This is a genomic window from Ciceribacter sichuanensis (assembly GCF_024055605.1).
Lineage (GTDB): Bacteria > Pseudomonadota > Alphaproteobacteria > Rhizobiales > Rhizobiaceae > Allorhizobium > Allorhizobium sichuanense.
Genome location: NZ_JAMXLX010000001.1, coordinates 467,164 through 487,520, shown reverse-complemented (window position 1 = coordinate 487,520; position 20,357 = coordinate 467,164). Strand labels below are relative to the sequence as shown.

The window sequence follows — 20,357 nt, the reverse complement described above, 5'->3', positions numbered from 1 at the left end:
GCGCTTAAAGAAAAGATAAGGTGGACCCTTTCAACACCCCTCAGACGGCTCCTCTGATCCATATCGAGACAAATCGACGAAGCTTTCAAAATCGTGGTTAACGGGACGTAAGCGACGGAATTGTCTCATATTTCTCCACCACGTTAACTTTTGTGGCAGCGCCGTCGCGGCAAAGCCGGTGGATTGCCGGGCCTCCGCCATAGTTATGCTTAACGTCGACCGCTAAACTTCTCAGCAAATGCCCCTCAAAGGCAGATCGTTCAACTTTTAATCGAATTTGGCGCGAATCCGAGGAAGTTTTGAAAAGCGATCTTTGCACCCCGCCGATACCTTTGTTCCAGACGACCGGGAAACAACCCGGCGCAGGCCGGGCACGACCGGCAACACGGGATTGGTGAAGACGATGTGGTTTCTGATCAAGGGAACGTTCTGGTTTTCGATGGTGCTGGTCGCGCTGTCGTATTTCGGTACCCAGCCCGAAACAGATGAAACGGCCGGCCCGAAGTTCGCGCTCGGCGACGCAATCACCGTCGCGACCGACGCCTATCAATACATTTCCGCCATTTGCAGCGAGAAGCCCGACGTTTGCGAAAAAGGTGCCGAGACGCTGACCGCACTCGGCCACCGGGCCCGCGAAGGCGCCTATGTCGCCTACCAGATCCTCGACAGCCAGTTTGCCGACGACGGCAAGGCCGAGACCGCCGCTCCGGACATGCCGATGAAGCCGGCAACCGTGAAGCCGGCGATTGCCGCCGCCGAAACCAAGCCTGCCGCCGAGCCTGCCACGATTTCCGAAATCATCACCGGCACGGTGACCCCGGAGCCGCGCCCGAAGAACGGCAACGGCCCGAAACCCTACACCCCGCCGAAACTCTGAGCCTTCCCTCAAGTCTAAGCCTTGTCTTCGGGGTCCGGTCACGCGCCCCTGCCAGCCTCTTGCATCGGAACCGATTCCGCCTTGCGGACCGGTTCGGGTGCCTGTCTGCCTGTCCCACAGGAACTTACGGCCATATTGCCGGGCCGCGCGGAGAAAACCCCGCGCGGCATTTTTCTTTTTAAGGCACATGTCGTGACCGCAAAACCGCACACACTTTTGCGCGACATGGCTTCCTTCCCGCATGTCGTGACCGCAAAACCGCACACACTTTTGCGCGACATGCTTAGAACTGTTCCATCTTTGCCCGGGATCGCCTATATCCAAGGGGAACAGCAAGGACTTCCGACGCCATGACGACATTGCAGCAGATGATCGACGATTTTGCCTATCTCGACGACTGGGAGGATCGCTATCGCTATGTCATAGAACTCGGGAAGGCGTTGCCGGATCTGCCGGAGGCCGAGAAGACGGCCGAGAACAAGGTGAAGGGCTGCGCGAGCCAGGTCTGGCTTTCCACCCATGTGCATGAAGGCGACAATCCGGTCATCGATTTCTCCGGCGACAGCGACGCGCATATCGTGCGGGGGCTCGTGGCAATCGTGCTTGCAGCCTATTCCGGCAAGCACGCTTCCGAGATCGTCAAGCTCGACGCCATCGACCTTTTCTCCCAGATCGGCCTGATCGAACATCTCTCGGCCCAGCGCGCCAACGGGCTGCGCTCGATGATCCAGCGGATCCGCGAGGAAGCCGCCCGCCAGCTGGTAGCTTCCTCCGCAACATCCTGACCGTCCTTATACCAAGGATCGATGACAGCACCCCGTAGGATGACTTTATACCGGTCTCTGGCGTCGTTGCGATGCTTGTCCGATGCTCACCCGAGTTCCGGGCGGTAATCCTCCGCACCCCAGCGATGCTCGCGACGGCTTTGTCGCGCGAGCGGAGCATAGTGGCGGGCGAGCGCCATCAGCCCGGTGCGCAGCATCAGCTTGGCCGAGCGCGCCGGCCACTGTCTTTCCCGCTCGACGGTTTCCAGCCCCTTCATGAAGCAGCAGACATCGAGCACGACACCGGAAAGCTCCGGTCCCACCGCCTCGATGGCCGCATTCAGGCGGTCGCGCGCCCCCAGAGCTGAATCCGTGAGGTCACCGGCGGCTGAAGGCTGGCCGCGCAGCCTGCCGGCAAGCCTTGGTTCCCAGGAGGCGGTGATGCGCGGCTGCAGGCCGGCGCGCTCAAAGTCGGCCGCGAAGCGATCGCCTGCGGCAAGCGCCTCTTCGCCAAGATAGGCCTCCCCCGACTTTTCCTTCAATCGCGAGAGGGCAGAAAGGGGCGACTCCGCCATGTTGCGCCGGACGGTCGTGCGCACCTGCGCGACCTCCACCGTTCCCATGACGATGTCGCGATGCTGGTCGGTGAAGGCATCGTCGCCGTCATCGGCCATGGCGCGGTGCAGCCAGGTGCGCGTGCCCTCGCAAGCCATGAGACGGTTGCCCTCACGCGACAGCAGACCCGAAGACACCGCATGACGCAGCACGGCGACCGGGGCCTGAAGCGTTGCGCCATCTCCCGCGTTCAGGAGTGCGGCCGCTCCCTCCATTCCGGTTATGGTCAAGGGTGCCTTCAGTGCCGCCCGCAAGAGACGCAGGAGCGGACGCCGAGTAGCGGCTTCGATCTCGACGCCCGGGTTGCGCTGAGCCTGCAGGGGTGCGGAGGATGACGTTCTCATGGACGGCTCCCCGGCAGAAGAAGCAACGTTTCCGCAAGTCGCTCGACGCTTGCGACGAAGGCATCGAAACCCGGATCGTCGCGCCGGTCTTCCACCACATGGCAGGAATGGGCGACTGTCGTGCGGTCGCGCCCGAAGGCATCTCCGATCTCCGACAGCGGCATCTGGAGCGCGACGTGGCAGACATACATGGCGATCTGACGGACATGGCAAACCATGCGACGGCGATCGCCGCGCGACTTGGCGGAACCGTCACCTGTCATCGTCAGCATTTCGGAGGTCATCTGCCGGACGATCATGCAGAGGATACGGCGGTCGGCCGTGACTTTCACCGGATCGGGAACAGGAGGAGGCAGGGCAATATCTGGCGTCATATGAATACTCCTAAATTGTAGGAATTTATTCATACACCAACAATGAAAACCGGGGATGGAAAAAGTGTCAGGCGCAACGAAATTCGCTGATTTCACTCAGTCTTTCATTTTCCCTCAGTTTTCTTATGGGATTAATTTCCTCATTCCAGACATAAAAAAACCGGGCATCGCCCGGTTTTTCTATCTTGGAGCGTGCGGCTCACTTGCCGCGCTTGCGACGCTGGCCCAGTCCCATTTCCTTGGCGAGGCGCGAACGGGCCTCGGCATAGGCGGGCGCAACCATCGGGTAATCGACCGGCAGATCCCACTTTTCGCGGTATTCTTCCGGGCCGAGGCTGTGGTGGGTCATCAGATGCCGCTTCAGCGACTTGAAGGCACCGCCACATTCCAAGCAGATGATCTGGTCGTCCTGCACAGACTTGCGCACGGCGACAGCCGGCTTCTGCTTCTCGACGACCGAAACGACGGGCGCCGGCGAAGACGTGTTGCTCAGGGCCGAATGGACGTCGGAAATCAGATTGGCGATGTCTGCGACCGGCACCACGTGGTTGCTGACATAGGCCGCCACGATGTCAGCGGTCAGCTCCACCAACAGATCATGTCCCTGGCCATATGCAGTTTCAGTCATTTAGGTTCTCCTGTTCAAAGAATGCTTGCCAGGCGCCTGCCGAAAGACCGACGCCACTCCTTAAGCAAAACAGGCGATGACTTCCGTGAAGGCCCTGTCGTTTCCGACATGGAATCCACCCCTAGACTCCAGACCGACACAGCGGACATATCCTGCCTGATCCCGCACCTGTCTTCACAACGACGCGAAATTCCTCCAAGTGTAGTACTTTTGAATACAACAAAGGCCGGATGAATTTTCCGTTGCAACAGCCAAGTTCTCAAGATCTGTGCTTGACTAATTCGATTATCACCATCCCAGAAAAAGTCCACTTAATATTTTTCACCAATTATGGGGAGCCCACATACCTTTTATTTCAGACAATCCGAAGCATGCACGCACTGACAGAGCACAAACAGTGAAACATCCTGAATATCAAGGTACTTAAGAGACCTGTACTTAACGGTTCTTGTTCTTCAATTCATCCACGACGGAAACGGTGGATAAGCTGTATCCCATCTGATGGGCTGCCCGCGCAAGCAGATGGGCCGACAGCGGCGCAGTCAGTATGAAGAAGAAAAAACCAGCAAGAGCTCGGCTGAAAACGGCGATATCGCCAGAATAAATACCAAGCGCAAGTAAAAGCAAGCCGGAACCTACAGTACCGGCCTTCGAGGCCGAATGCATGCGGGTGTAGAGATCGGGGAGCCGGTTGATTCCGATGGCCGCAACGAGCGCGAAGAGAGAGCCCAGAACGATAAGCATCGAGGTCAGAATGGAAAGAACGGTCGCCATCATTTCATACCTTTCCCGGACGGATCGTTCGCGGCATCGGCCGGACCTGCGCCCTTTCGGGCAGCCTTCGCATCCCCGCCGATCTCCAGCAACAGCACCGGGCCATCCTCGGCCGGACGCTCTCCCCTGATGCCGCGTGCGAGGATGAAGCGGGCGAAGGCGACCGTGGCAAGGAAGCCGACAAGGCCGAGCGAAATGGCGATGTCGACATAGAGCGTATAGCCGGTGCGGATCGAGATGACGGCGATGAGACCGATGGCGATGCCGACCAGCATGTCGAGCGCCAGCACCCTGTCCGGCAGGGTCGGGCCTCTCACCACCCGGTAGACCGTCAGCAGCAGCGAGACGCCGAGCACGACCAGCGCGAAATTACAGGCGAGCGGAATGATTGTGTCGGGTGCGATCATTCAAAGGCCTCCCTGATCCGGCGCTCGAAACCTTCGGCAATGTCGCGTCTTGCCCCCGCGACATCGGAACAATCGAGCGCGTGCACATAGAGTGTCTTGCGGTCTTCGGAGACATCGACGGACAGCGTGCCCGGCGTCAGCGTGATGAGATTGGCGAGCAGGGCGATTTCGAAATCACCTTTCACCGTCAGGGGATAGGCGAAGATGCCCGGCTTTATCTCTATCTTCGGCTTTACCACCAGTACCGCCACCTTGAAGGCGGATTTCGCCAGTTCGACGAAGAAGAGGCCGACGAGCAGCGCCACGCGCAGCGGACGCACCGGATAGCCCTTCGTCACGGTCTGTTCGCGAATGAGGCGGAGCGACAGCACCGATACCACAAGGCCAAGAAACAGGTTGTGCAGCGAGGCGCTACCGGTGATCGCCAGCCAGACGATCGCCATCGGGAGGGCAAGCGCATAAAAGATCATCGGGCACCTCCTGACGGAAACACCGAGTCATAATAGGCGGAAGGATTGCCGAGGCCGATCGATGCATCCTGGCTGATCGCGACAAGCTTTTCCGGGAAAAGTCCGAAGCCGACGACAAGGGCGGCAAGCGCCGCGATGGGCAGGATTTCGGCAAGGCCGCCCTTCTGCGCGGCAAGCACGGCGGCCGGGGTTGCGCCCTTTCCCTCTCCGACAAGCGCGGGCCGCCAGTAGGCGAGCAGGAACAGTCGGCCGAAGGCGATGGTGGTGATGAAGCCGGACACCAGCACCGCGCCTGCCAGCCACCATGCGCCGATATCGAGCGACGCCTTGACCAGCATGGCCTTGGGCCAGAAGCCGGAAAAGGGCGGCAGGCCGCTCCCCGCAAAGAACAGGGCAAGCGACAGGCCGCCGAACAGGGGGGCGGCGGCCCAGAGACCGGCAAGCTTTTCCAGCCGATAGGAGCCGCCAAGGCGGGCGGCCACGCCGGCCTGGAGATAGAGCGCGGTCATCAGCACGATCGAATGCAGCGCATAGGCGATGGCTGCGGCAAGCCCCGCCTCGCCGCCGATGGCGATACCGGCCAGCATGTTGCCGATGCCGGCAATGACGACGAAACCGAGAAGGCGGCGGATATCCGATTGCGCCAGCGCGCCGAGCGCGCCAAGGACCATGGTGAGCGATGCGGCTACCGCGATGACGAGGCTGAGCGCCTCCCGCTCGACCGGCAGCAGCATGACCATGACCCGGAACAATGCGTAGACGCCAACCTTGGTGAGCAGGCCGGCAAACAGCGCCGAGACCACGATGCGGGGCGTGTGATAGGAAGCCGGCAGCCAGAAATTCACCGGGAAGGCCGCCGCCTTCATGCCGAAGGCCAGCAGGAAGAGACCCGCCAGCGTCATCAGCGGTGCCGTTCCCCTGAGTTCATCGGCCTTGGCGGCGATGTCGGCCATGTTGAGCGTGCCGAACACCGCGTAGAGATAGCCGACGGAAATGAGGAAGAGCGTGGTGGCGATGAGGTTCAGCACCGCATATTTCAGCGCCCCGTCGATCTGTTCCCGCTCGGAACCCAAGATCAGCAGGCCGAAGGACGAGATCAGCAGCACCTCGAACCAGACATAGAGATTGAAGATGTCGCCCGTCAGGAAGGCGCCGGAGACGCCGGCCATCATTACCATCAGGAAGGGATAGAAGCCGTAGCGGCGGCCGCTCGAGCCGATATCCTTCATGGCATAGACGCCGCCGGCAAGCGCTGCCAGCGCCGCCGCAAACGCCAGAAGCGCGCCGGTCAGATCGACCGTGAAGGCGATGCCGAAGGGCGGCAACCATCGGCCCATCATCATCGTCACAGGCCCTTCCGACACGACCCGCGCCAGAAGCGCCGAATCGGTGAGCACCAGCCCGACGAGGCCGGGAATGGCGACGTATGGATGCAGCCGGATCGAATGGCGCATCATCAGGAGCACCGCGCCGCAGAACAGGCAGAGCGCCACCGGCAGGATGACCAGCCAGTCACCTGCCGCGGTCGGCTCCATCACGAGCGCGCGGGAGAGATCGACGGGGGAGGATGCCATCAGAGGGGTTCCCCCTCTGGCCTGCCGGGCATCTCCCCCACAAGGGGGGAGAAACGGTGAGGTGCCGCTTTGCCCACGGTTCCTGGATTCAGGGTGGGCCACTTCGTGACTGGGAGGCCAAAAGACGCGACACAAGCCGCACGGTGGTCTCCCCCCTTGTGGGGGGTGAGGAGCGATCCGCGAAGCGGAGCAATCGATCCAGTGAATCGATTGCGGCGACGGGCGCCGGCAGAGCAGAGGGAGGTGGCCGAGGACCGAGGGATAGCTAACGAGTACCGGCCTTCAGCCGAGCGAGGGAGCATCTTAACAAGACCCATCATCAATACCCCAGCGGCGGCAAAGGCTCGGCCTTCGGTTCGGCGGCGCGCATGTCGTCGATATCATCCGTTCCGAGGTCCTGATAGGCGCGATAGGCGAGCACCAGCAGGAAACAGAAGAAGGAGAAGGAAATGACGATCGCCGTCAGGATGAGGGCCTGCGGCAGCGGGTTGGCGGCATTGGCGGAAAGCGTATCGGCACCGGCCGGGATGATCGGCGGCACCTCGCGGGTCAGCCGGCCGGTGGTGAACAGCAGGAGGTTGACCGCATTGCCGAGGATGGCGATGCCGAGCAGGATGCGCACGACACGCTTCGACATCATCAGATAGAATGCGGCGGCAAAAAAGATGCCGACGAGGCCGCAAAGCAGGACTTCCATCAGTCGAGGCCCCTTTCTTCCAATGCCAGCGCAATCGAGGTGATCGCACCGACAACCACGAGATAGACGCCGACATCGAAGGACATCACGGTGGCGAGCGGAACCTCGACCCCGAGGACTTCAGGGTAAACCCACAGCCCGGTCATGAAGGGCACGCCGAAGGCTGCTGAGACGAGGCCGGAAAGCGTCGAGAGCATAAGCCCTGCGCCCGCAATCGCCAGCGGGTGGAACCGAAGCGCCCGGTTCACCGCCTGCACGCCGAAGGCGATGCCATAGATGGCGAAGGCGGAAGCCGCGATCAGCCCGCCGATGAAACCGCCGCCCGGCTCATTATGGCCGCGAAGCAGCACGAAGACCGAAAACATCAGCATCAGCGCGGTGATGAACGGGGCGAGAACCCGGAAGATGACCGTATTCATGGCGTCTTCTCCCTGCCGGCATTTTCAGCCTCGATGGCGGCAACCGATTTCTGTCCGGCAGCGACCGGCGTCACCCGGATGCGGATCAGCGCGAGGATGGCGAGGCCGGTAATCATCACCACCGAGATTTCACCGAGCGTATCCGTGCCACGAAAATCGACGATGATGACGTTCACGACATTGGCGCCGTGGGCGATCACCTTCGAATAGGCGTTGAAGAAATCGGTGAGCGTGGTGTCGAATTGCACCTGGGTGGCCTTCAGGAGCAGCAGCGAGAGGCCGAGGCCGCAGGCAATGGCAATGCCGCCATCGACAACACGCTCGATCAGGGTGCGGTGATCGGCGGGCGACAGCCTCAACCGGGTCATGACCAGCGCGAGAATGACCACCGACAGCGTCTCCACCATGAACTGGGTGAACGACAGGTCGGGCGCGCCGAACAGCAGGTAGATGACGGCAACGGCAAAGCCCTGAATGCCGAGCGAGACGATGGCCGTCAGCCGGTCCTTCGAGCGCAGCACGGCGACGAGGCCGATGATGGCGATGGCGAAAAGGGCGAATTCGAGAAAGTGCACGTCCCCAGGCCAAGCGGGCATCGCCGGCAGTTCGTCGAAGGCGAAGAGCGGAACCAGCAGCACCAGCGCAAGAAGCGTGAAGGTGAAGGTGATATAGACATCGAGCCGCCCGTTCTGGATAACCCGCGTCACAGTGAAGGCGAAGCGCACGAGACCGCGAATGAAGGCGTCGAAGCCGCGATCCGGGCCGGGACCGAGAATGTCGAGCAGGTGCGCCATAGCCTGACGGGCACGGGAAAGGCCGAGATAGACGAGGACGCCGAGGATGACAGTGATGCCGGAGAGCGCCAGCGGCAGCCCGATATGCGGTACAAGGCCGATGGTGACGCTCTTCGTCACGCCGGAAACGGCACTGGCCATGGGCGAGGAAACCGCCCGGTGCCACGCTCCCGAGAAGACGGCCGCAGCGAGACCGCCAAGCGCCAGAACGAGCGGGCCGAGCCACAGGAGGATAGGTCCCTCATGCGGCCGTTTCGGCGTCTCGACCTTCTGCCCGATGAAGGGCTTCAGCGCGACGGCGAAGGCAATCGCGAACATCAGCGCGTTGCCGATGATGGCGGCCAGCGTGAAGACGATGGGGCGCAGGCCGGAACCCGCAAGAGCCGCATAGATCTCTTCCTTGGCGAGAAAGCCGAAGAAGGGCGGCAGGCCGGCCATCGAGATGGCGGCAAGCAAGGCTGCGGCGAAGGTGACCGGCATGGCGGCGCGCAGGCCGCCGAGCTTCGTCACGTCACGGGTGCCGGTCTCGTGGTCGATGATGCCAGCGACCATGAAGAGAGCGCCCTTGAACAGCGAATGCGCCACAAGATAGAGGACCGCCGCCTCAACCGCATAGGGCGCGCCGAAGCCTGTCAGCATGACCAGCAGGCCAAGCGAGGCGACCGTGGTATAGGCGAGCATCAGCTTGAGGTCCGTCTGGCGGATGGCGAGCAGCGCGCCAACGAGAAGCGTGATGCCGCCGAAGAACGGCAGCAGGATCTCCCAGGCGGGTGTGGCGCCCATCACCGGATTGAGCCGCATCAGCAGATAGACGCCGGCCTTCACCATGGTGGCCGAATGCAGGTATGCCGAAACCGGCGTCGGCGCTTCCATGGCGTTGGGCAGCCAGAAGTGGAAGGGAAACTGGGCGGACTTGGTGAAGGCGCCGCCGAGCACGAGGAAAAGTGCGGTGACATAAAACGGGCTTGCGCGCAGGAGATCGCCGGTGTGAACGAGAAGCGAGAGCTGAGTGACGCCGGTGATATTCCAGATGAAGATCAGGCCGGCCAGCAGAGCAAGCCCGCCGCCGCCCGTCACCACCAGGGCCTGCAGCGCCGCGCGGCGCGAGGCCTCCCGCTGATGATCGAAGCCGATCAACAGGAAAGAGGTGATCGAGGTCAGCTCCCAGAAGACGAAGAGCATCAGGAAGCTGTCCGACATCACGACGCCGAGCATGGCGCCCATGAACATGAGGATGAAGGAGAAGAAGCGTCCCTGCTGCGGATGGCCTTTCATATAGCCGCCGGCATAGAAAACGATCAGGGTTCCGATGCCGGTTATCAGCAATGCGAAGACGAGCGACAGGCCGTCCAGAAACCAGGAGAAGCTGAGGTTCAGGCTCGGCACCCAGGCATAGCCGCCGGTGACGACCTCGCCCCTGGCGATCTCCGGCAGAAAGCCGAGGAGATGGACAAAGACGGCCAGCGGAGCGAGCGCGATGAGCCACGCGGCATACACACCCAGTCGGCGCACGACAAGCGGGGCAAGAAGCGCAGCCACAAACGGCAGGGCCATGGCAAGAAAGGTCAGGGCAGCCCCGTCTCCTGTCATCAATACTCCCCTGCCGCTTCCCGCAGCCCGATCCCCCGACATCTTCGATGCGTCCGTTGTTAGGATAAATGGCCGAGAGCCTCAAGCAAGTTCGGAAAAAGACAGGAAAAAACCGACGGACAAGGCCTTCAAGATTATTTGAACGCACGCGACGGCGGACCATGCCCGGCATGGCGGGGGTGCCGCGAATGGCGCCCCGCCGCCGCTGTCCGGCTCGCTCCTCGGCTGAGCCTCGCGCCGTCCGGACTGCGCCGCCTCAGCCGCGAAAAGCCGTCCCCTTTCGCCGCAGGTGAATTATCTGCGCCGAGAGGCCGATCACGAGAAGGACGAGCAAGCCGGCCTGGAAACCGAGGAGAAGCGGCGCATCGAGCGCGGTCACGAAGGGATGCCCGTCAGGCACCCGCCGCAGGGTTTCGCTCACCGTGGGCACCATCAGGAAAAAGGCGGAGAGGCTCAGACAGACGGTCTCGACATAGCGCGCCAAGCGCGGAGAAGCCGGCAGCAGCCCCACTCCGTAGCCGGCAAGCACCAGCAAGGCGGTGATGAGGCCGATGACGTAGCTGACCGGCTGGTGGGCGACGAGAAACACCGTGGCGGAGCCGATCAGCATGGAGACGAAATAGACGCCGCCGGGGATGGACCGGGGCACGATGCGCCCGTGACGGGCGAACATATAGAAGGCGACAGGGATTGCGGGCAGGCTGCCGAGTGTGTGCAACCAGCCGAGCGGGGAGATACCGAACATGCAGAGATCCTTTCATTGGTTTCGAAACAGCGATTAAATCTACCTATCAGTTGGTAGGCAAATACGGCAAAAAGAGACGTCGCCGCGCGGCATCACCCGCGCGCGTCGAGACGCAGAAGCAAGGGATCGACGATTGCCCCGAAGACGGCCGGATCGCCATAGGCGCGGGCCGACAGCATGGCACCGTGAACCGTGGCCATGAAAAGCTCGGCCTCCGCCTCTGCGGGCTCGGAAAGCGCGATGACGCCCTGCTCGCCGCCCCGCCGCAGCACCGAGGCGAGCCAGCGCGACAGGCCGCGGAAGTGGGCCCTCACCTCCACGACAACATCCTCCGGCAGGACCGGGATCTGGGATGCCAGCAGGGCACAGACGCAGAAAGGTTCGGTGTCATCGACGATGCAGGCCCGCCAGTATCCGGCATAGGCGCGCAACTGCGCGGCGGGGTCCGTCACTTCGCGTTCGAGCGCGGCGACCCCTGCCTCCATCTCCTCGCGATAACGCGCGACCAGGGCACGAACGAGATCGGATTTGGCGGGGAAGTGATGATGGATGCTGGCCTTGCGGATACCGACGACATCGGCGATATCGGCATAGCTGAAGCCGTTGTAGCCGCCTTCAATGATGAGCTTGCGGGCACAGCGAAGAATGTCGTCGGACGTGGTGGAGAGATTGCTCATGGAACTTACCTACCTATCGATAGGTAGATTGTCAATCCAGCCGGTTCCATATCGGCGACCATGCCCGGCCGACACGCGGAGGCCACGGTATGGCCGGCATTGCCGCGGATGGATCGACGTCCTATCTAGGAGGAGAAAAAGGAGATGACCATGGCAGACCCCGTCAAGCCGAAGATCGAGAAGTCCGATGCCGAATGGCGCGAGCAGCTGACGCCGGAGCAATATCGCATCCTGCGCGAACACGGCACCGAGCGGGCGTTCACCGGCCCCTACTGGAATGCATTTGAAAAGGGCCTCTATCGCTGTGCGGCCTGCGACGAGCCGCTGTTCTACTCCGACACCAAGTTCGATGCCGGCTGCGGCTGGCCGAGCTATTTCGAACCGGTGAAGCCCGGCGCCGTGACCGAGCATCGCGATGCCTCCTATGGCATGGTGCGAACGGAAATCCGCTGCGCCAATTGCGGCGGCCATCTCGGCCACGTCTTCCCCGACGGCCCCAAACCGACCGGCCTGCGCTACTGCATCAACGGCCATTCGATGGTGTTTGAACCCGAGGCCTGATGGAGAAGTGCGACATCAGAGGCTCGATTATATAAGCCATTGATGACGTGTTGCAGGACACAACGGCGCTCCGGGCTTCCCCCTCTGCCTTGCCAGGTATCTCCCCCACAAGGGGGAGACCACCGTGTGACTGGTGTCGCATTTTTCGGCCACCGATGACGACGTGACCTACCCTGAAGCCGGAAGACATGAGCAAGGCGGCACCCCGATGCTTCCCCCCTTGTGGGGGAGATGACCTGCAGGCCAGAGGGGGGGGAAACGGCGAGCACGCGACCCGGACCGGGCACTCCATTGCACCGAACGAACCGCCCACACCTACCCCACAAAACCGCTTCGCACTTTTGCGCGGCATGCTCCATTTCTTCGTTTTACGCATTTCCGGATGCAAAACCGGTTCCCACTTTGGCTGGATTTGCTCTAAGTTCCGCGCCACAGCATCCAAGGGAATCATCCGCGTGAGCAATGTCGTCGAATTCAGGAAACCGCAGAAGCCGAAGGAACCGAAGAAGGTGCCGCCGGGGCTGAGGAAAGTCCTGATCGTCGCCGGCATCATTGCCGCTTTTGTGCTGGTCTGGGCCTGGTTCAACTTCTTCGGCGGCTGATACGTTACATCCCGGTGATAGCGGCGGCATTTTCCCCGCGCCAGCGCGTCGGGTTCGTGCCTGTTACCCGCAGGAATTCCCGGTTGAAATTCGATTTGGTCATGAAGCCCGCCTCGAAGACGATGCGGGTGACGGGCATGTCGGTTTCCGAGAGAAGCCGGCAGGCCTCGGCGACGCGAAAATTGTTGACATATTGCGAAACGCTCATGCCGTGGACACGGTTTACCGCATGGGAAACGGCGCGGGCCGGCAGGCCCATGCGGCGGGAGAGCTTGCCGAGATTGAGGCCGGCATCGGCATAGAGACGCCGTTCGCGGATCAACCGGTCGAGGCCGGCCGCAACCGCCTCGTCCTCGCCCGAAACCTCCTGTGTCGCGGAATATGTCCTGACTTCCTCAGCAGGCGATGTCTCCTCCGCCTCGCCCGACCCTTCTTCCGTGCCGGCAACGACGGCGGCAATGCCGAGCAGGAACAGGATGACGGTGGTCGCCGCCGAGACCACCATGGCGGAATGCCGCCCGCCGCCCACCGCCATGTCGAGGCTGATGGCGACGTCAGCCAGTGCCGAGGATATGAGCGAAAGGGCGGCCAGCACCAGCGAGCGGTGAGAGCGAAGCGATCCGTCGAGACGCGAGGCGACGAGGCCATCGGTGCCAAGGCGGGCAATCCAGGCGAGCGCTACGCCATAGCCGAGGAATTCCGCGATGATCAGAAGATCGATGGCACTGCGCCACGTCGGAAGCAGCACGGCAAGCGCCAGTGTCGGCAGGAGATGCGGCCAGTCGCGGAGCGAAATGCCATTCCCCTCCTCGCGGGCGAGATCGCGAAAGGCAAGATAGGTCAGCGGCGGCACGAGACTCGCCAGCAGCGACAGGAGCGGCAGGATGACCATGACGCCATAGCCCCAGCGCAGGCCGACCAGCAGGGTCTGCACCACGTAAAGCGCCACCAGCAGCACGAAGAGATAATTGCGGGCAAGGCTTTCCCGCCCCTGCAGCAGGAGCCGCACGAGAAAGGTCGCGAGGAAGAGCGAGACGGCAAACGATAGCGGTACGAAGATCATGGGCAGGTCGGCGGGCATGAGGAATAAGGTCTGATGTCGCCATATGGCCCGAAAGCACGTTCGAGGTCGACCTGAAACGCGATCAAGGTCGCGAGCGAGACACCGGCATGCTGGATGAGGACACCCCACATCCAAAGGAGCATGACCCATGAGAGTCCGAACCGCCCTCCTCTCCCTCGCCGGCACGATCCTCGCGCTCGCCCTGATCGACGGCGCCGTTGCCTTCATTTCCACCCGCGACAGCCTTGCCGGCCCCGTCGATGTCTCCGAGGTCTCGACGATCCGCGTCGAGGGATCGGCAAGCGACATCCGTATCACCACCGGCGCGGAAGGCCCGCATATCGCCGAACTGAAGGGCGAGCGCCGGGGCTGGGGCGCCATCTGGCATTCCGGCTGGTTCTCCGATGCCTGCCCGGCGCGCGGCGCGATGCGGGTCGATGGCAACACGCTGGTTGTCGATGTCAGTAGTACGCCGCGTTTCTTCGACTGGTCGGACTGCACCACGGAACTTGCCGCCGACCTCCGTCCCGGCTCGGCTGTGATCATCGACCAGAAGGCCGCGCGCACCCGGCTCGACGGAGATTTCTCCGTGGTCGACATCCGCAGCGACGCCGGCGATATCAGCCTCGACGGCCATGCGGAAAACCTGACGATCTCAGGCGCGGCACTCAGGGCGCGGATTACCTTCGAGAAGGTGATGCAGAACGAAACGATCGCGATTTCCGGCAAGATGCTCGACGCGACGCTGCGCTTCCTGCAGCCAACCGCGGTCAGCTATCTGGTGGAGGCGACGGCCTCGTTCGTCGACAGCGCCCTGCCGAACACGCCGGGGGCAAAACCGGCAATCACCATCCGAGGCGAGATGCTGCGCGCGCGCATCGAATGACCTTGCTGCAATCGCATCGGCGAACACGTGGTGTGCGTCGCAAACAGAGCTTGTCAAAAGGCCATATTTCCAGAGTATTCTAAGTAAGATTGATTCGTATTATCGGTAATCGATGGTTTCGCTCGCGCTCGTTCTCTGGCTGCTGCCCGCCGCGCTCTTCGTGGGGTTGACCTATGTCGAGGGCACGGCGAACGGCAATGGCTGGGATGGCGCGCGCATCCTCGGACTTGTCGCAAGCTTCCTCTGGCCGGCAGCCCTGCCGGCCTTTCTCGTCTATGCGAGCTGGTATTATCGCCACAACAAGGGCACGCCGCCCGAGATGCGCCGCTACGAGGGCAATGGCGATCTCACCGTCTTCGAAGGCTTTACAGCCTCAGTTCCATCGCGGCCAGATCGAGCCAGCGGCCGAACTTGATGCCGACTTCCCGGTGAATGCCGACGAGGCGGAAGCCAAGGCGTTCGTGCAAGGCGATGGAAGCCTTGTTCTCCGCCTCGATCGCCGCGATCATCACATGCATGTCTGCGGCCTTCGCCCGCGCGATCAACTCCAGCATCAGCTGCTTGCCTATGCCGGCACCGCGGCAATCCTTGTCGACATAGACGGAATGCTCGACGGTGTGGCGATAGCCGTCGAAGGCCCGCCACTCGCCATAGGAGGCGTAGCCCGCCACCTTGCCGTCCTTCTCCGCCACCAGCACCGGAAAGCCTTTCGCACGGCGCAGCTCCAGCCAGACGCGGCGGTTATCGACATCGATCAACACCTCGTTCCAGATCGCGGTCGTGTGCTCCACCGCATGATTGTAGATGTCGCGGATCGCCGGGAGATCGGCTTCGACGGCATCACGGATGAGAACGGGTTGCTGCATGACAAATTGTCCACTATATTGACGATATGTCCAATTTATCAGACGATTTCGACCGCTGTCTAGGGGAAAGAATCCGTACCGAACGGACGGCGCGCGGCTGGTCGCTCAGCGATCTTGCCGAACGCGCCGACGTTTCCCGGGCGATGATCAACAAGGTAGAGCGCGGAGAAAGCAGCCCGACGGCCGCTTTTCTCGGCAAGCTCGCCGGGGCGCTGTCGCTCAGCGTCTCCACCCTGATTGCGCGGGCCGAAGCAAACGGCAGGCGACTTTCGAAGGTGGGCGACCAGCCGGTATGGACCGATCCCGAAACGGGTTATGTGCGGCGGCAGGTTTCGCCCACCGTCGACATGCCGCTTGAAATCGTCGAGGTCTCCCTGCCGGCGGGCGCCCGGGTTCCCTATGATGCGGCGGCCTTCGCCTTCCTCCGGCAAATGATCTGGGTGCAGGAAGGCAGCCTCGTTTTCCTCGAGGGAGAGACCCGCCATCACCTCGATGCGGGAGACTGTCTCGCACTCGGCCCGCCCGCCGACTGCGCCTTCATCAATGAAAGCAGCGGGGCCTGCCGTTACGCGGTCATTCTGCTCAAGGGGCGGTGAAGGGCGCACCGGCTTCCCTGACAGCCCGCAAGAAAACAGACCCGCCCCTTCTCACATCGCTTGAAAGCACGCGAGAATCACCTTCAGGTTGTCTTTGTTTGATTATCTATTTTCCGGTGGAGACTTTCTTGTCGAGCTTAACTGTGCCGCTCTTCCTTCGCTATCTGGCGATATCGCTCGCATTCAACGTCGCAGCAGCCGCAGTGTATGTTCTGCTTCTCCATTTCGGTGTCATTCGCATCGGAATAGCGGGCATCATCATATGCGTGGCCGCCGGCTGCGGGGTCGTGGCCGGGGCATATTTCCGCAGACGTCAGGGCCGCCTCGCGAAATGGGGAGAGTGCTGGCGAATTTCCGCTGTGTTGCTGTCACCTCACATCGTGCTGACCAGCCTTAACCTCGCCATAGCCTTTGCAACATGGATCACGTCCTTCGACAAAGAACTGCTGGAAACAAGTCCATTTCTTGGTGAGATGATCCTGAACGCCTGCTTCATCATCCTGATGATGTTGACCATAAGCGCCATCGCATTCCGTTTCGGGTCCCAAATGACGACTCTGCCGGCAAAAGGCTGGCGAAAGCTCAAAAGGTGATCGCGGTAAACACCGCCGAGTAATGCACCATGGCCGCGGTCAGCACGAAGCCGTGCCAGATGGCGTTCTGGAAGCGCAGGCGCTCCCAGACGTGGAAGATCACGCCGGCCGAATAGAGGATGCCCCCGGCGAGGATGAGGGTTATGGTGATGCCGGGCAGGATCTGCGAAATCGGCCCCATGGCGAGCGCGCCGCTCCAGCCCATGGCGAGATAAAGCAGGATCGCCAGCCGGTCGTAGCGGCCGGGATAGCGACACTTCAGCCAGATGCCGATGACGCCCGTGAGCCAGACAGCGCCGAGCAGCGCCATGATGCGCCAGTCGCCGGAACCCTTGACCAGAAACGGCGTATAGGTGGCGGCAATCAGCACGAAGATCGCAGAATGGTCGAAACGACGCAGTATCCATTTGGTGCGCGAATGCGGCCACATGTTGTAGGTGCAGGAAACGCCAAGCGAGATGACGAGGCCGAGGCCATAGATCCAGGCCGCCGCCATTTCCGCATGGGAAGACCAGACCGTCGCATAGAAAATCAGCGCGGTAGCGCCGACCAGCGCAAAAACCACGCCGACGGCGTGGACGATGCCATCGGCCACCAGTTCGTGAAAATCGTAGGGCCGCCCGAAGCGGAACTGATCGGTCATCGACGGATACTTTCATTCATGCGAGGTCTCGAAACTGGAGCGCCGAGCACCCATCCGGCCGCACGAAGGACACTCCAGTTTCCTGTTTCCACACATCGGGCCTTCTGAAAACCGAACCCGATTTTCGGGCCGATGCGCCGGGGTTTCATCATGGGCGAATTCACCGGCCGGAACAAGTCAACCTTCGGACGGATCTGGAATACTCCGTGAGCACAGGCAAGCGCAATTCAGGGAAACCGCCGGCCTTTGACGGCAAACCTCCTCGGCTTGCGAAGCACCCGCCTTTCCCTTACCAATCCGGTATTTAGCGGTTTCACACTTCGAGGATCGACGACATGCGCTTCACCGTGCTCGCCACATTCGCGGCGCTGATTACCTATGTGTGGTTCATGGTGAAGGTGGCGCGCGCCCGCAAACAGTTCGGCGTCGAGGCGCCAAAGGTTTCCGGCAATGCGAATTTCGAGCGGATCTTCCGCGTCCAGCAGAACACCGTCGAGCAACTGGTGCTTTTCCTGCCTTCCCTCTGGCTGTTCGGTTATTATACCTCGGATGCCCTCGCGGGCCTGCTCGGCCTGTGCTGGACCGCCGCGCGCGTGCTCTATGCCTCGGAATATTATACCGACGCCAGGAAGCGTGGACCGGGCGCGGCTCTCACGACGCTGATCGGCATCGTGCTGCTCGTCGGCGGCACGATCGGCGCGTTGCTGAAGATGTATTGAAAATCACACCTGCATAGGTGGAGCGCTTACAATATTGTTTGCAGGAAACGGCCCGCCTCCACGAAATGGAGACGGGCCGGATGTCTTATTTGCCGGAGGCGCATTCCTGGCAGAAGGGCGTGTAGGGCACGGCTGCGAGGCGCTGCTCGGAGATCGGCTGACCGCACTTGACGCATGTGCCGAAGGTGCCCTTGGCGATGCGGTCGAGCGCCGCGTCGATCGCCTTCAGCTCCTTCTCGCCGACGTCGCCGAACTCCTCGAGGACTTCGTCGTTTTCAGCCTCGGTGGCCTGCTCCTCGCTATCCTGATCACGAGGCCTGCCAAGATCGGTGTCGATCTTGTGCAGGCGGGTCAGGATTTCCTGCTGTCGATCCTTGAGGATCTGTTCGTATCTTGCGGTGTCCATCCCGGATGTTTCCTCAATATCTATTTTTCAGTCTGTTCTTCCGCCGTTCAGCGGTCAACAAGAACCGAGCATTTTGCGTGACGGACGACGCGGTCGGCGGTGGCGCCGATGAAGTAGTTGGCAAGATCCGGAAGATGCGAGGCGATGATGATGAGATCGGCGCCGTGCTCGCCGGCAGCCGCCAGGATTTCGCGGGCCGGCGCGCCCGAACGGATCTCGACGCGGGCGTCGATGCCGGTCTTTTCCTTGATCTCGACGAGCTTGGCCTTGCCGTCCTTGATCGCGCCTTCGATGACATCTACCGGCAGGTCGATCGCCAGATAGCCCGGCATGTCCTCGACCACCGTCAAAAGAATGATTTCACCACCGGCATCGAGCAGCGAAGCGGCCTTGCGCAGAATCTTCTCGCCCTTGTCGAGCTGTCCGCAATCCACCGGAACAATAATTTTCTTGTACATGACTTTCTCCTTTTATCTGCGACCGTCCCCGCCGCGTTTCCTCTCTTTGTCCGTACCATGGTTCGCCGGTCTCCTCCCCGCATTGATCAGGATCAATTTTGGGCACCTGATTAAAGCGAAAGACCGTCAACAATCGTCGAACGATAAATCCACTTTATCCAGCCTTTCGTGAACGATGCTACGTGTTCATATTAAACCCAAGCAGAGATGAGGAAAAGGATCGGAACGCACAGACGGGCGTGGCGCGAGAGACGGCGCAGCCGCTGACCGCTGGCCGAAAACAACAAGCGTCGCCGATCCCCAGGAGATATCCATGACAGACACAAATACGATCAACGTAACGCAGAGCTTCGCGCTGACGCGGCCGATCCATGTGGGCCGCAGCCATCTGGTGGTGAGCGATCTCGACCGGGTGAAGCAGTTCTACGAAACCATGCTCGGCCTGCAGGTGATCGAGCAGACGGCGAGTGGAGCCGTGCTCGGCGCGGGCGGCAAGCCGTTGCTGACCCTGACGACCGGCGGCAATGTGCAGCGCGCCCCGCGCAACGCCGCCGGCCTGTTCCACACCGCCTTCCTGCTGCCCGACCGCAACGAACTCGGTCACTGGCTCGCCCACGCAGTGGCGCATGGCGTGCGCCTTGACGGCGCCTCCGACCATCTGGTGAGCGAGGCGATCTATCTCTCCGATCCCGAGGGCAACGGCATCGAGGTCTATGCCGACCGTCCCGTCGAGGACTGGACGTTCCTGTCGGACGGAACCGTGGAGATGGCGACGCTGCATCTCGACCTGCAGGGTCTCTATGACAACGCTCCGAAGACGCCATGGGGCGGCATGACGGACAAGGCGGCAATCGGCCACATGCATCTGCAGGTCGGCAACATTCCGGAAGCCAACCGCTTCTACGAAGGCGTGCTCGGCCTGAAAAAGATGGCCGTCTATCCCGGTGCAAGCTTCTTCGGGGCCGGCACCTACCACCACCACGTCGCCGCCAACATCTGGAACAGCCGTGGCGCGACCAGCCGCGAGGGAGCCATGTCCGGCCTTTCGGACTACTCGCTGACCTTCAACGACAGGAAAGCGCTCGACACGGCGCTCTCCGCGCTGGAAAGCCTGGAAATCCCGGTCACCCGCACGGCCGAGGGACATGTGCTGAAGGATCCATGGGGTATCGGCCTGACGCTGACGGCAGCGGAGTAAGCCGGCTTCCGAAGGCA

The 20,357-nt window shown here is 61.7% G+C and carries 27 protein-coding genes; 10 read left to right on the top strand and 17 right to left on the bottom strand.

Annotated elements, in window-relative coordinates; all coding sequences use genetic code 11:
• Positions 1-403: 403 nt before the first annotated feature.
• Positions 404-877: a DUF5330 domain-containing protein gene (locus NBH21_RS02355; RefSeq protein ID WP_250912350.1), complete on the top strand. Its 474-nt coding sequence runs from the start codon at positions 404-406 to the stop codon at positions 875-877.
• A gap of 350 nt (positions 878-1,227) precedes the next feature.
• Positions 1,228-1,662, top strand: coding sequence for a SufE family protein (locus NBH21_RS02350; protein WP_250912349.1), 435 nt, complete (start codon positions 1,228-1,230; stop codon positions 1,660-1,662).
• An 86-nt stretch (positions 1,663-1,748) separates the two neighbouring features.
• Here NBH21_RS02350 and NBH21_RS02345 read toward each other — a convergent pair whose 3' ends face one another.
• The 12 genes from NBH21_RS02345 to NBH21_RS02290 form a co-directional block, all read right to left on the bottom strand.
• A complete protein-coding gene (locus tag NBH21_RS02345; RefSeq protein WP_250912348.1) occupies positions 1,749-2,600 on the bottom strand; it encodes a DUF6456 domain-containing protein in 852 nt (283 codons plus the stop codon).
• Positions 2,597-2,974: a helix-turn-helix domain-containing protein gene (locus NBH21_RS02340; RefSeq protein WP_250912347.1), complete on the bottom strand. Its 378-nt coding sequence runs from the start codon at positions 2,972-2,974 to the stop codon at positions 2,597-2,599. The genes NBH21_RS02345 and NBH21_RS02340 overlap by 4 nt, the downstream gene beginning before the upstream one ends.
• Before the next feature lie 199 nt (positions 2,975-3,173).
• On the bottom strand, positions 3,174-3,602 hold the full coding sequence (locus tag NBH21_RS02335) for a Ros/MucR family transcriptional regulator (RefSeq protein ID WP_250912346.1): 429 nt from the start codon (positions 3,600-3,602) through the stop codon (positions 3,174-3,176).
• Between the two features lie 438 nt (positions 3,603-4,040).
• Positions 4,041-4,379: a monovalent cation/H(+) antiporter subunit G gene (gene mnhG / locus NBH21_RS02330; protein WP_250912345.1), complete on the bottom strand. Its 339-nt coding sequence runs from the start codon at positions 4,377-4,379 to the stop codon at positions 4,041-4,043.
• Positions 4,376-4,783 carry a cation:proton antiporter gene (locus tag NBH21_RS02325; RefSeq protein ID WP_250912344.1) on the bottom strand — a complete coding sequence of 136 codons (408 nt, stop codon included), beginning with the start codon at positions 4,781-4,783 and terminating at the stop codon, positions 4,376-4,378. Before NBH21_RS02325 ends, mnhG begins: the two co-directional genes overlap by 4 nt.
• The gene (locus tag NBH21_RS02320) at positions 4,780-5,253 is read right to left on the bottom strand and encodes a Na+/H+ antiporter subunit E (RefSeq protein ID WP_250912343.1); all 474 of its coding nucleotides are present in this window, start codon (positions 5,251-5,253) and stop codon (positions 4,780-4,782) included. The genes NBH21_RS02325 and NBH21_RS02320 overlap by 4 nt, the downstream gene beginning before the upstream one ends.
• A complete protein-coding gene (locus tag NBH21_RS02315; protein WP_250912342.1) occupies positions 5,250-6,827 on the bottom strand; it encodes a Na+/H+ antiporter subunit D in 1,578 nt (525 codons plus the stop codon). The genes NBH21_RS02320 and NBH21_RS02315 overlap by 4 nt, the downstream gene beginning before the upstream one ends.
• Positions 6,828-7,146: 319 nt before the next feature.
• The gene (locus NBH21_RS02310) at positions 7,147-7,524 is read right to left on the bottom strand and encodes a Na+/H+ antiporter subunit C (RefSeq protein ID WP_250912341.1); all 378 of its coding nucleotides are present in this window, start codon (positions 7,522-7,524) and stop codon (positions 7,147-7,149) included.
• Positions 7,524-7,943 (bottom strand): Na+/H+ antiporter subunit B, encoded by a 420-nt coding sequence (locus NBH21_RS02305; protein ID WP_250912340.1) that lies wholly within the window; start codon positions 7,941-7,943, stop codon positions 7,524-7,526. The genes NBH21_RS02310 and NBH21_RS02305 overlap by 1 nt, the downstream gene beginning before the upstream one ends.
• A complete protein-coding gene (locus tag NBH21_RS02300; protein ID WP_250912339.1) occupies positions 7,940-10,327 on the bottom strand; it encodes a putative monovalent cation/H+ antiporter subunit A in 2,388 nt (795 codons plus the stop codon). The genes NBH21_RS02305 and NBH21_RS02300 overlap by 4 nt, the downstream gene beginning before the upstream one ends.
• 256 nt (positions 10,328-10,583) lie before the next feature.
• A complete protein-coding gene (locus NBH21_RS02295) occupies positions 10,584-11,072 on the bottom strand; it encodes a hypothetical protein (protein WP_250912338.1) in 489 nt (162 codons plus the stop codon).
• Between the two features lie 92 nt (positions 11,073-11,164).
• On the bottom strand, positions 11,165-11,749 hold the full coding sequence (locus NBH21_RS02290) for a TetR/AcrR family transcriptional regulator (protein ID WP_250912337.1): 585 nt from the start codon (positions 11,747-11,749) through the stop codon (positions 11,165-11,167).
• A 150-nt stretch (positions 11,750-11,899) separates the two neighbouring features.
• Here NBH21_RS02290 and msrB point away from each other — a divergent pair, with 150 nt between their 5' ends.
• Complete coding sequence (gene msrB / locus NBH21_RS02285) at positions 11,900-12,310, top strand: peptide-methionine (R)-S-oxide reductase MsrB (protein ID WP_250912336.1); 411 nt, start codon at positions 11,900-11,902, stop codon at positions 12,308-12,310.
• A 455-nt stretch (positions 12,311-12,765) separates the two neighbouring features.
• Positions 12,766-12,912, top strand: coding sequence for a hypothetical protein (locus tag NBH21_RS02280; protein WP_250912335.1), 147 nt, complete (start codon positions 12,766-12,768; stop codon positions 12,910-12,912).
• 4 nt (positions 12,913-12,916) lie between these two features.
• On the opposite strand, the gene NBH21_RS02275 is transcribed toward NBH21_RS02280, so the two are convergent.
• Complete coding sequence (locus tag NBH21_RS02275; protein WP_252759570.1) at positions 12,917-13,993, bottom strand: helix-turn-helix domain-containing protein; 1,077 nt, start codon at positions 13,991-13,993, stop codon at positions 12,917-12,919.
• Positions 13,994-14,123: 130 nt separating this feature from the next.
• Here NBH21_RS02275 and NBH21_RS02270 point away from each other — a divergent pair, with 130 nt between their 5' ends.
• Entirely contained in the window at positions 14,124-14,861 is a 738-nt protein-coding gene (locus tag NBH21_RS02270; RefSeq protein ID WP_250912333.1) for a hypothetical protein, read from the top strand.
• Between the two features lie 112 nt (positions 14,862-14,973).
• Complete coding sequence (locus tag NBH21_RS02265) at positions 14,974-15,276, top strand: hypothetical protein (protein WP_250912332.1); 303 nt, start codon at positions 14,974-14,976, stop codon at positions 15,274-15,276.
• Here NBH21_RS02265 and NBH21_RS02260 read toward each other — a convergent pair.
• Positions 15,227-15,727, bottom strand: a complete 501-nt coding sequence (locus NBH21_RS02260; RefSeq protein ID WP_250912331.1) for a GNAT family N-acetyltransferase — start codon at positions 15,725-15,727, stop codon at positions 15,227-15,229. The genes NBH21_RS02265 and NBH21_RS02260 overlap by 50 nt on opposite strands.
• Before the next feature lie 26 nt (positions 15,728-15,753).
• On the opposite strand from NBH21_RS02260, the gene NBH21_RS02255 reads away from it, so the two are divergent.
• Positions 15,754-16,323 (top strand): helix-turn-helix domain-containing protein, encoded by a 570-nt coding sequence (locus tag NBH21_RS02255; protein ID WP_250912330.1) that lies wholly within the window; start codon positions 15,754-15,756, stop codon positions 16,321-16,323.
• A 98-nt stretch (positions 16,324-16,421) separates the two neighbouring features.
• Positions 16,422-16,916 (top strand): ABZJ_00895 family protein, encoded by a 495-nt coding sequence (locus tag NBH21_RS02250; RefSeq protein WP_250912329.1) that lies wholly within the window; start codon positions 16,422-16,424, stop codon positions 16,914-16,916.
• Here NBH21_RS02250 and trhA read toward each other — a convergent pair.
• Entirely contained in the window at positions 16,906-17,559 is a 654-nt protein-coding gene (trhA, locus tag NBH21_RS02245) for a PAQR family membrane homeostasis protein TrhA (protein ID WP_250912328.1), read from the bottom strand. The two genes, NBH21_RS02250 and trhA, sit on opposite strands and share 11 nt — an antisense overlap.
• Positions 17,560-17,894: 335 nt before the next feature.
• Between trhA and NBH21_RS02240 the strand changes: the two genes are divergently transcribed.
• Positions 17,895-18,278, top strand: coding sequence for an MAPEG family protein (locus NBH21_RS02240; protein WP_250912327.1), 384 nt, complete (start codon positions 17,895-17,897; stop codon positions 18,276-18,278).
• An 85-nt stretch (positions 18,279-18,363) separates the two neighbouring features.
• Here the strand turns inward: NBH21_RS02240 and NBH21_RS02235 are convergent, their stop codons facing one another.
• Positions 18,364-18,684, bottom strand: a complete 321-nt coding sequence (locus NBH21_RS02235; protein WP_250912326.1) for a TraR/DksA family transcriptional regulator — start codon at positions 18,682-18,684, stop codon at positions 18,364-18,366.
• Between the two features lie 47 nt (positions 18,685-18,731).
• Entirely contained in the window at positions 18,732-19,142 is a 411-nt protein-coding gene (locus NBH21_RS02230) for a universal stress protein (protein ID WP_250912325.1), read from the bottom strand.
• A 313-nt stretch (positions 19,143-19,455) separates the two neighbouring features.
• Between NBH21_RS02230 and NBH21_RS02225 the strand changes: the two genes are divergently transcribed.
• Positions 19,456-20,340, top strand: coding sequence for a VOC family protein (locus NBH21_RS02225; RefSeq protein ID WP_250912324.1), 885 nt, complete (start codon positions 19,456-19,458; stop codon positions 20,338-20,340).
• The last annotated feature ends 17 nt before the right edge of the window (positions 20,341-20,357 follow it).

What these genes read in the sequence shown, in the direction of transcription:
- NBH21_RS02340 (WP_250912347.1), bottom strand. Translation starts at nt 2,974, where the DNA reads ATGACGCCAGATATTGCCCTGCCTCCTCCTGTTCCCGATCCGGTGAAA.
- NBH21_RS02230 (WP_250912325.1), bottom strand. Translation starts at nt 19,142, where the DNA reads ATGTACAAGAAAATTATTGTTCCGGTGGATTGCGGACAGCTCGACAAG.
- NBH21_RS02305 (WP_250912340.1), bottom strand. Translation starts at nt 7,943, where the DNA reads ATGAATACGGTCATCTTCCGGGTTCTCGCCCCGTTCATCACCGCGCTG.
- NBH21_RS02225 (WP_250912324.1), top strand. Translation starts at nt 19,456, where the DNA reads ATGACAGACACAAATACGATCAACGTAACGCAGAGCTTCGCGCTGACG.
- NBH21_RS02270 (WP_250912333.1), top strand. Translation starts at nt 14,124, where the DNA reads ATGAGAGTCCGAACCGCCCTCCTCTCCCTCGCCGGCACGATCCTCGCG.
- NBH21_RS02275 (WP_252759570.1), bottom strand. Translation starts at nt 13,993, where the DNA reads ATGCCCGCCGACCTGCCCATGATCTTCGTACCGCTATCGTTTGCCGTC.
- NBH21_RS02315 (WP_250912342.1), bottom strand. Translation starts at nt 6,827, where the DNA reads ATGGCATCCTCCCCCGTCGATCTCTCCCGCGCGCTCGTGATGGAGCCG.
- mnhG (WP_250912345.1), bottom strand. Translation starts at nt 4,379, where the DNA reads ATGATGGCGACCGTTCTTTCCATTCTGACCTCGATGCTTATCGTTCTG.
- NBH21_RS02240 (WP_250912327.1), top strand. Translation starts at nt 17,895, where the DNA reads ATGCGCTTCACCGTGCTCGCCACATTCGCGGCGCTGATTACCTATGTG.
- NBH21_RS02290 (WP_250912337.1), bottom strand. Translation starts at nt 11,749, where the DNA reads ATGAGCAATCTCTCCACCACGTCCGACGACATTCTTCGCTGTGCCCGC.
- NBH21_RS02265 (WP_250912332.1), top strand. Translation starts at nt 14,974, where the DNA reads ATGGTTTCGCTCGCGCTCGTTCTCTGGCTGCTGCCCGCCGCGCTCTTC.
- NBH21_RS02320 (WP_250912343.1), bottom strand. Translation starts at nt 5,253, where the DNA reads ATGATCTTTTATGCGCTTGCCCTCCCGATGGCGATCGTCTGGCTGGCG.
- NBH21_RS02350 (WP_250912349.1), top strand. Translation starts at nt 1,228, where the DNA reads ATGACGACATTGCAGCAGATGATCGACGATTTTGCCTATCTCGACGAC.
- NBH21_RS02300 (WP_250912339.1), bottom strand. Translation starts at nt 10,327, where the DNA reads ATGACAGGAGACGGGGCTGCCCTGACCTTTCTTGCCATGGCCCTGCCG.
- NBH21_RS02260 (WP_250912331.1), bottom strand. Translation starts at nt 15,727, where the DNA reads ATGCAGCAACCCGTTCTCATCCGTGATGCCGTCGAAGCCGATCTCCCG.
- NBH21_RS02295 (WP_250912338.1), bottom strand. Translation starts at nt 11,072, where the DNA reads ATGTTCGGTATCTCCCCGCTCGGCTGGTTGCACACACTCGGCAGCCTG.
- NBH21_RS02235 (WP_250912326.1), bottom strand. Translation starts at nt 18,684, where the DNA reads ATGGACACCGCAAGATACGAACAGATCCTCAAGGATCGACAGCAGGAA.
- NBH21_RS02325 (WP_250912344.1), bottom strand. Translation starts at nt 4,783, where the DNA reads ATGATCGCACCCGACACAATCATTCCGCTCGCCTGTAATTTCGCGCTG.
- NBH21_RS02355 (WP_250912350.1), top strand. Translation starts at nt 404, where the DNA reads ATGTGGTTTCTGATCAAGGGAACGTTCTGGTTTTCGATGGTGCTGGTC.
- NBH21_RS02335 (WP_250912346.1), bottom strand. Translation starts at nt 3,602, where the DNA reads ATGACTGAAACTGCATATGGCCAGGGACATGATCTGTTGGTGGAGCTG.
- NBH21_RS02345 (WP_250912348.1), bottom strand. Translation starts at nt 2,600, where the DNA reads ATGAGAACGTCATCCTCCGCACCCCTGCAGGCTCAGCGCAACCCGGGC.
- NBH21_RS02310 (WP_250912341.1), bottom strand. Translation starts at nt 7,524, where the DNA reads ATGGAAGTCCTGCTTTGCGGCCTCGTCGGCATCTTTTTTGCCGCCGCA.
- NBH21_RS02255 (WP_250912330.1), top strand. Translation starts at nt 15,754, where the DNA reads ATGTCCAATTTATCAGACGATTTCGACCGCTGTCTAGGGGAAAGAATC.
- trhA (WP_250912328.1), bottom strand. Translation starts at nt 17,559, where the DNA reads ATGACCGATCAGTTCCGCTTCGGGCGGCCCTACGATTTTCACGAACTG.
- msrB (WP_250912336.1), top strand. Translation starts at nt 11,900, where the DNA reads ATGGCAGACCCCGTCAAGCCGAAGATCGAGAAGTCCGATGCCGAATGG.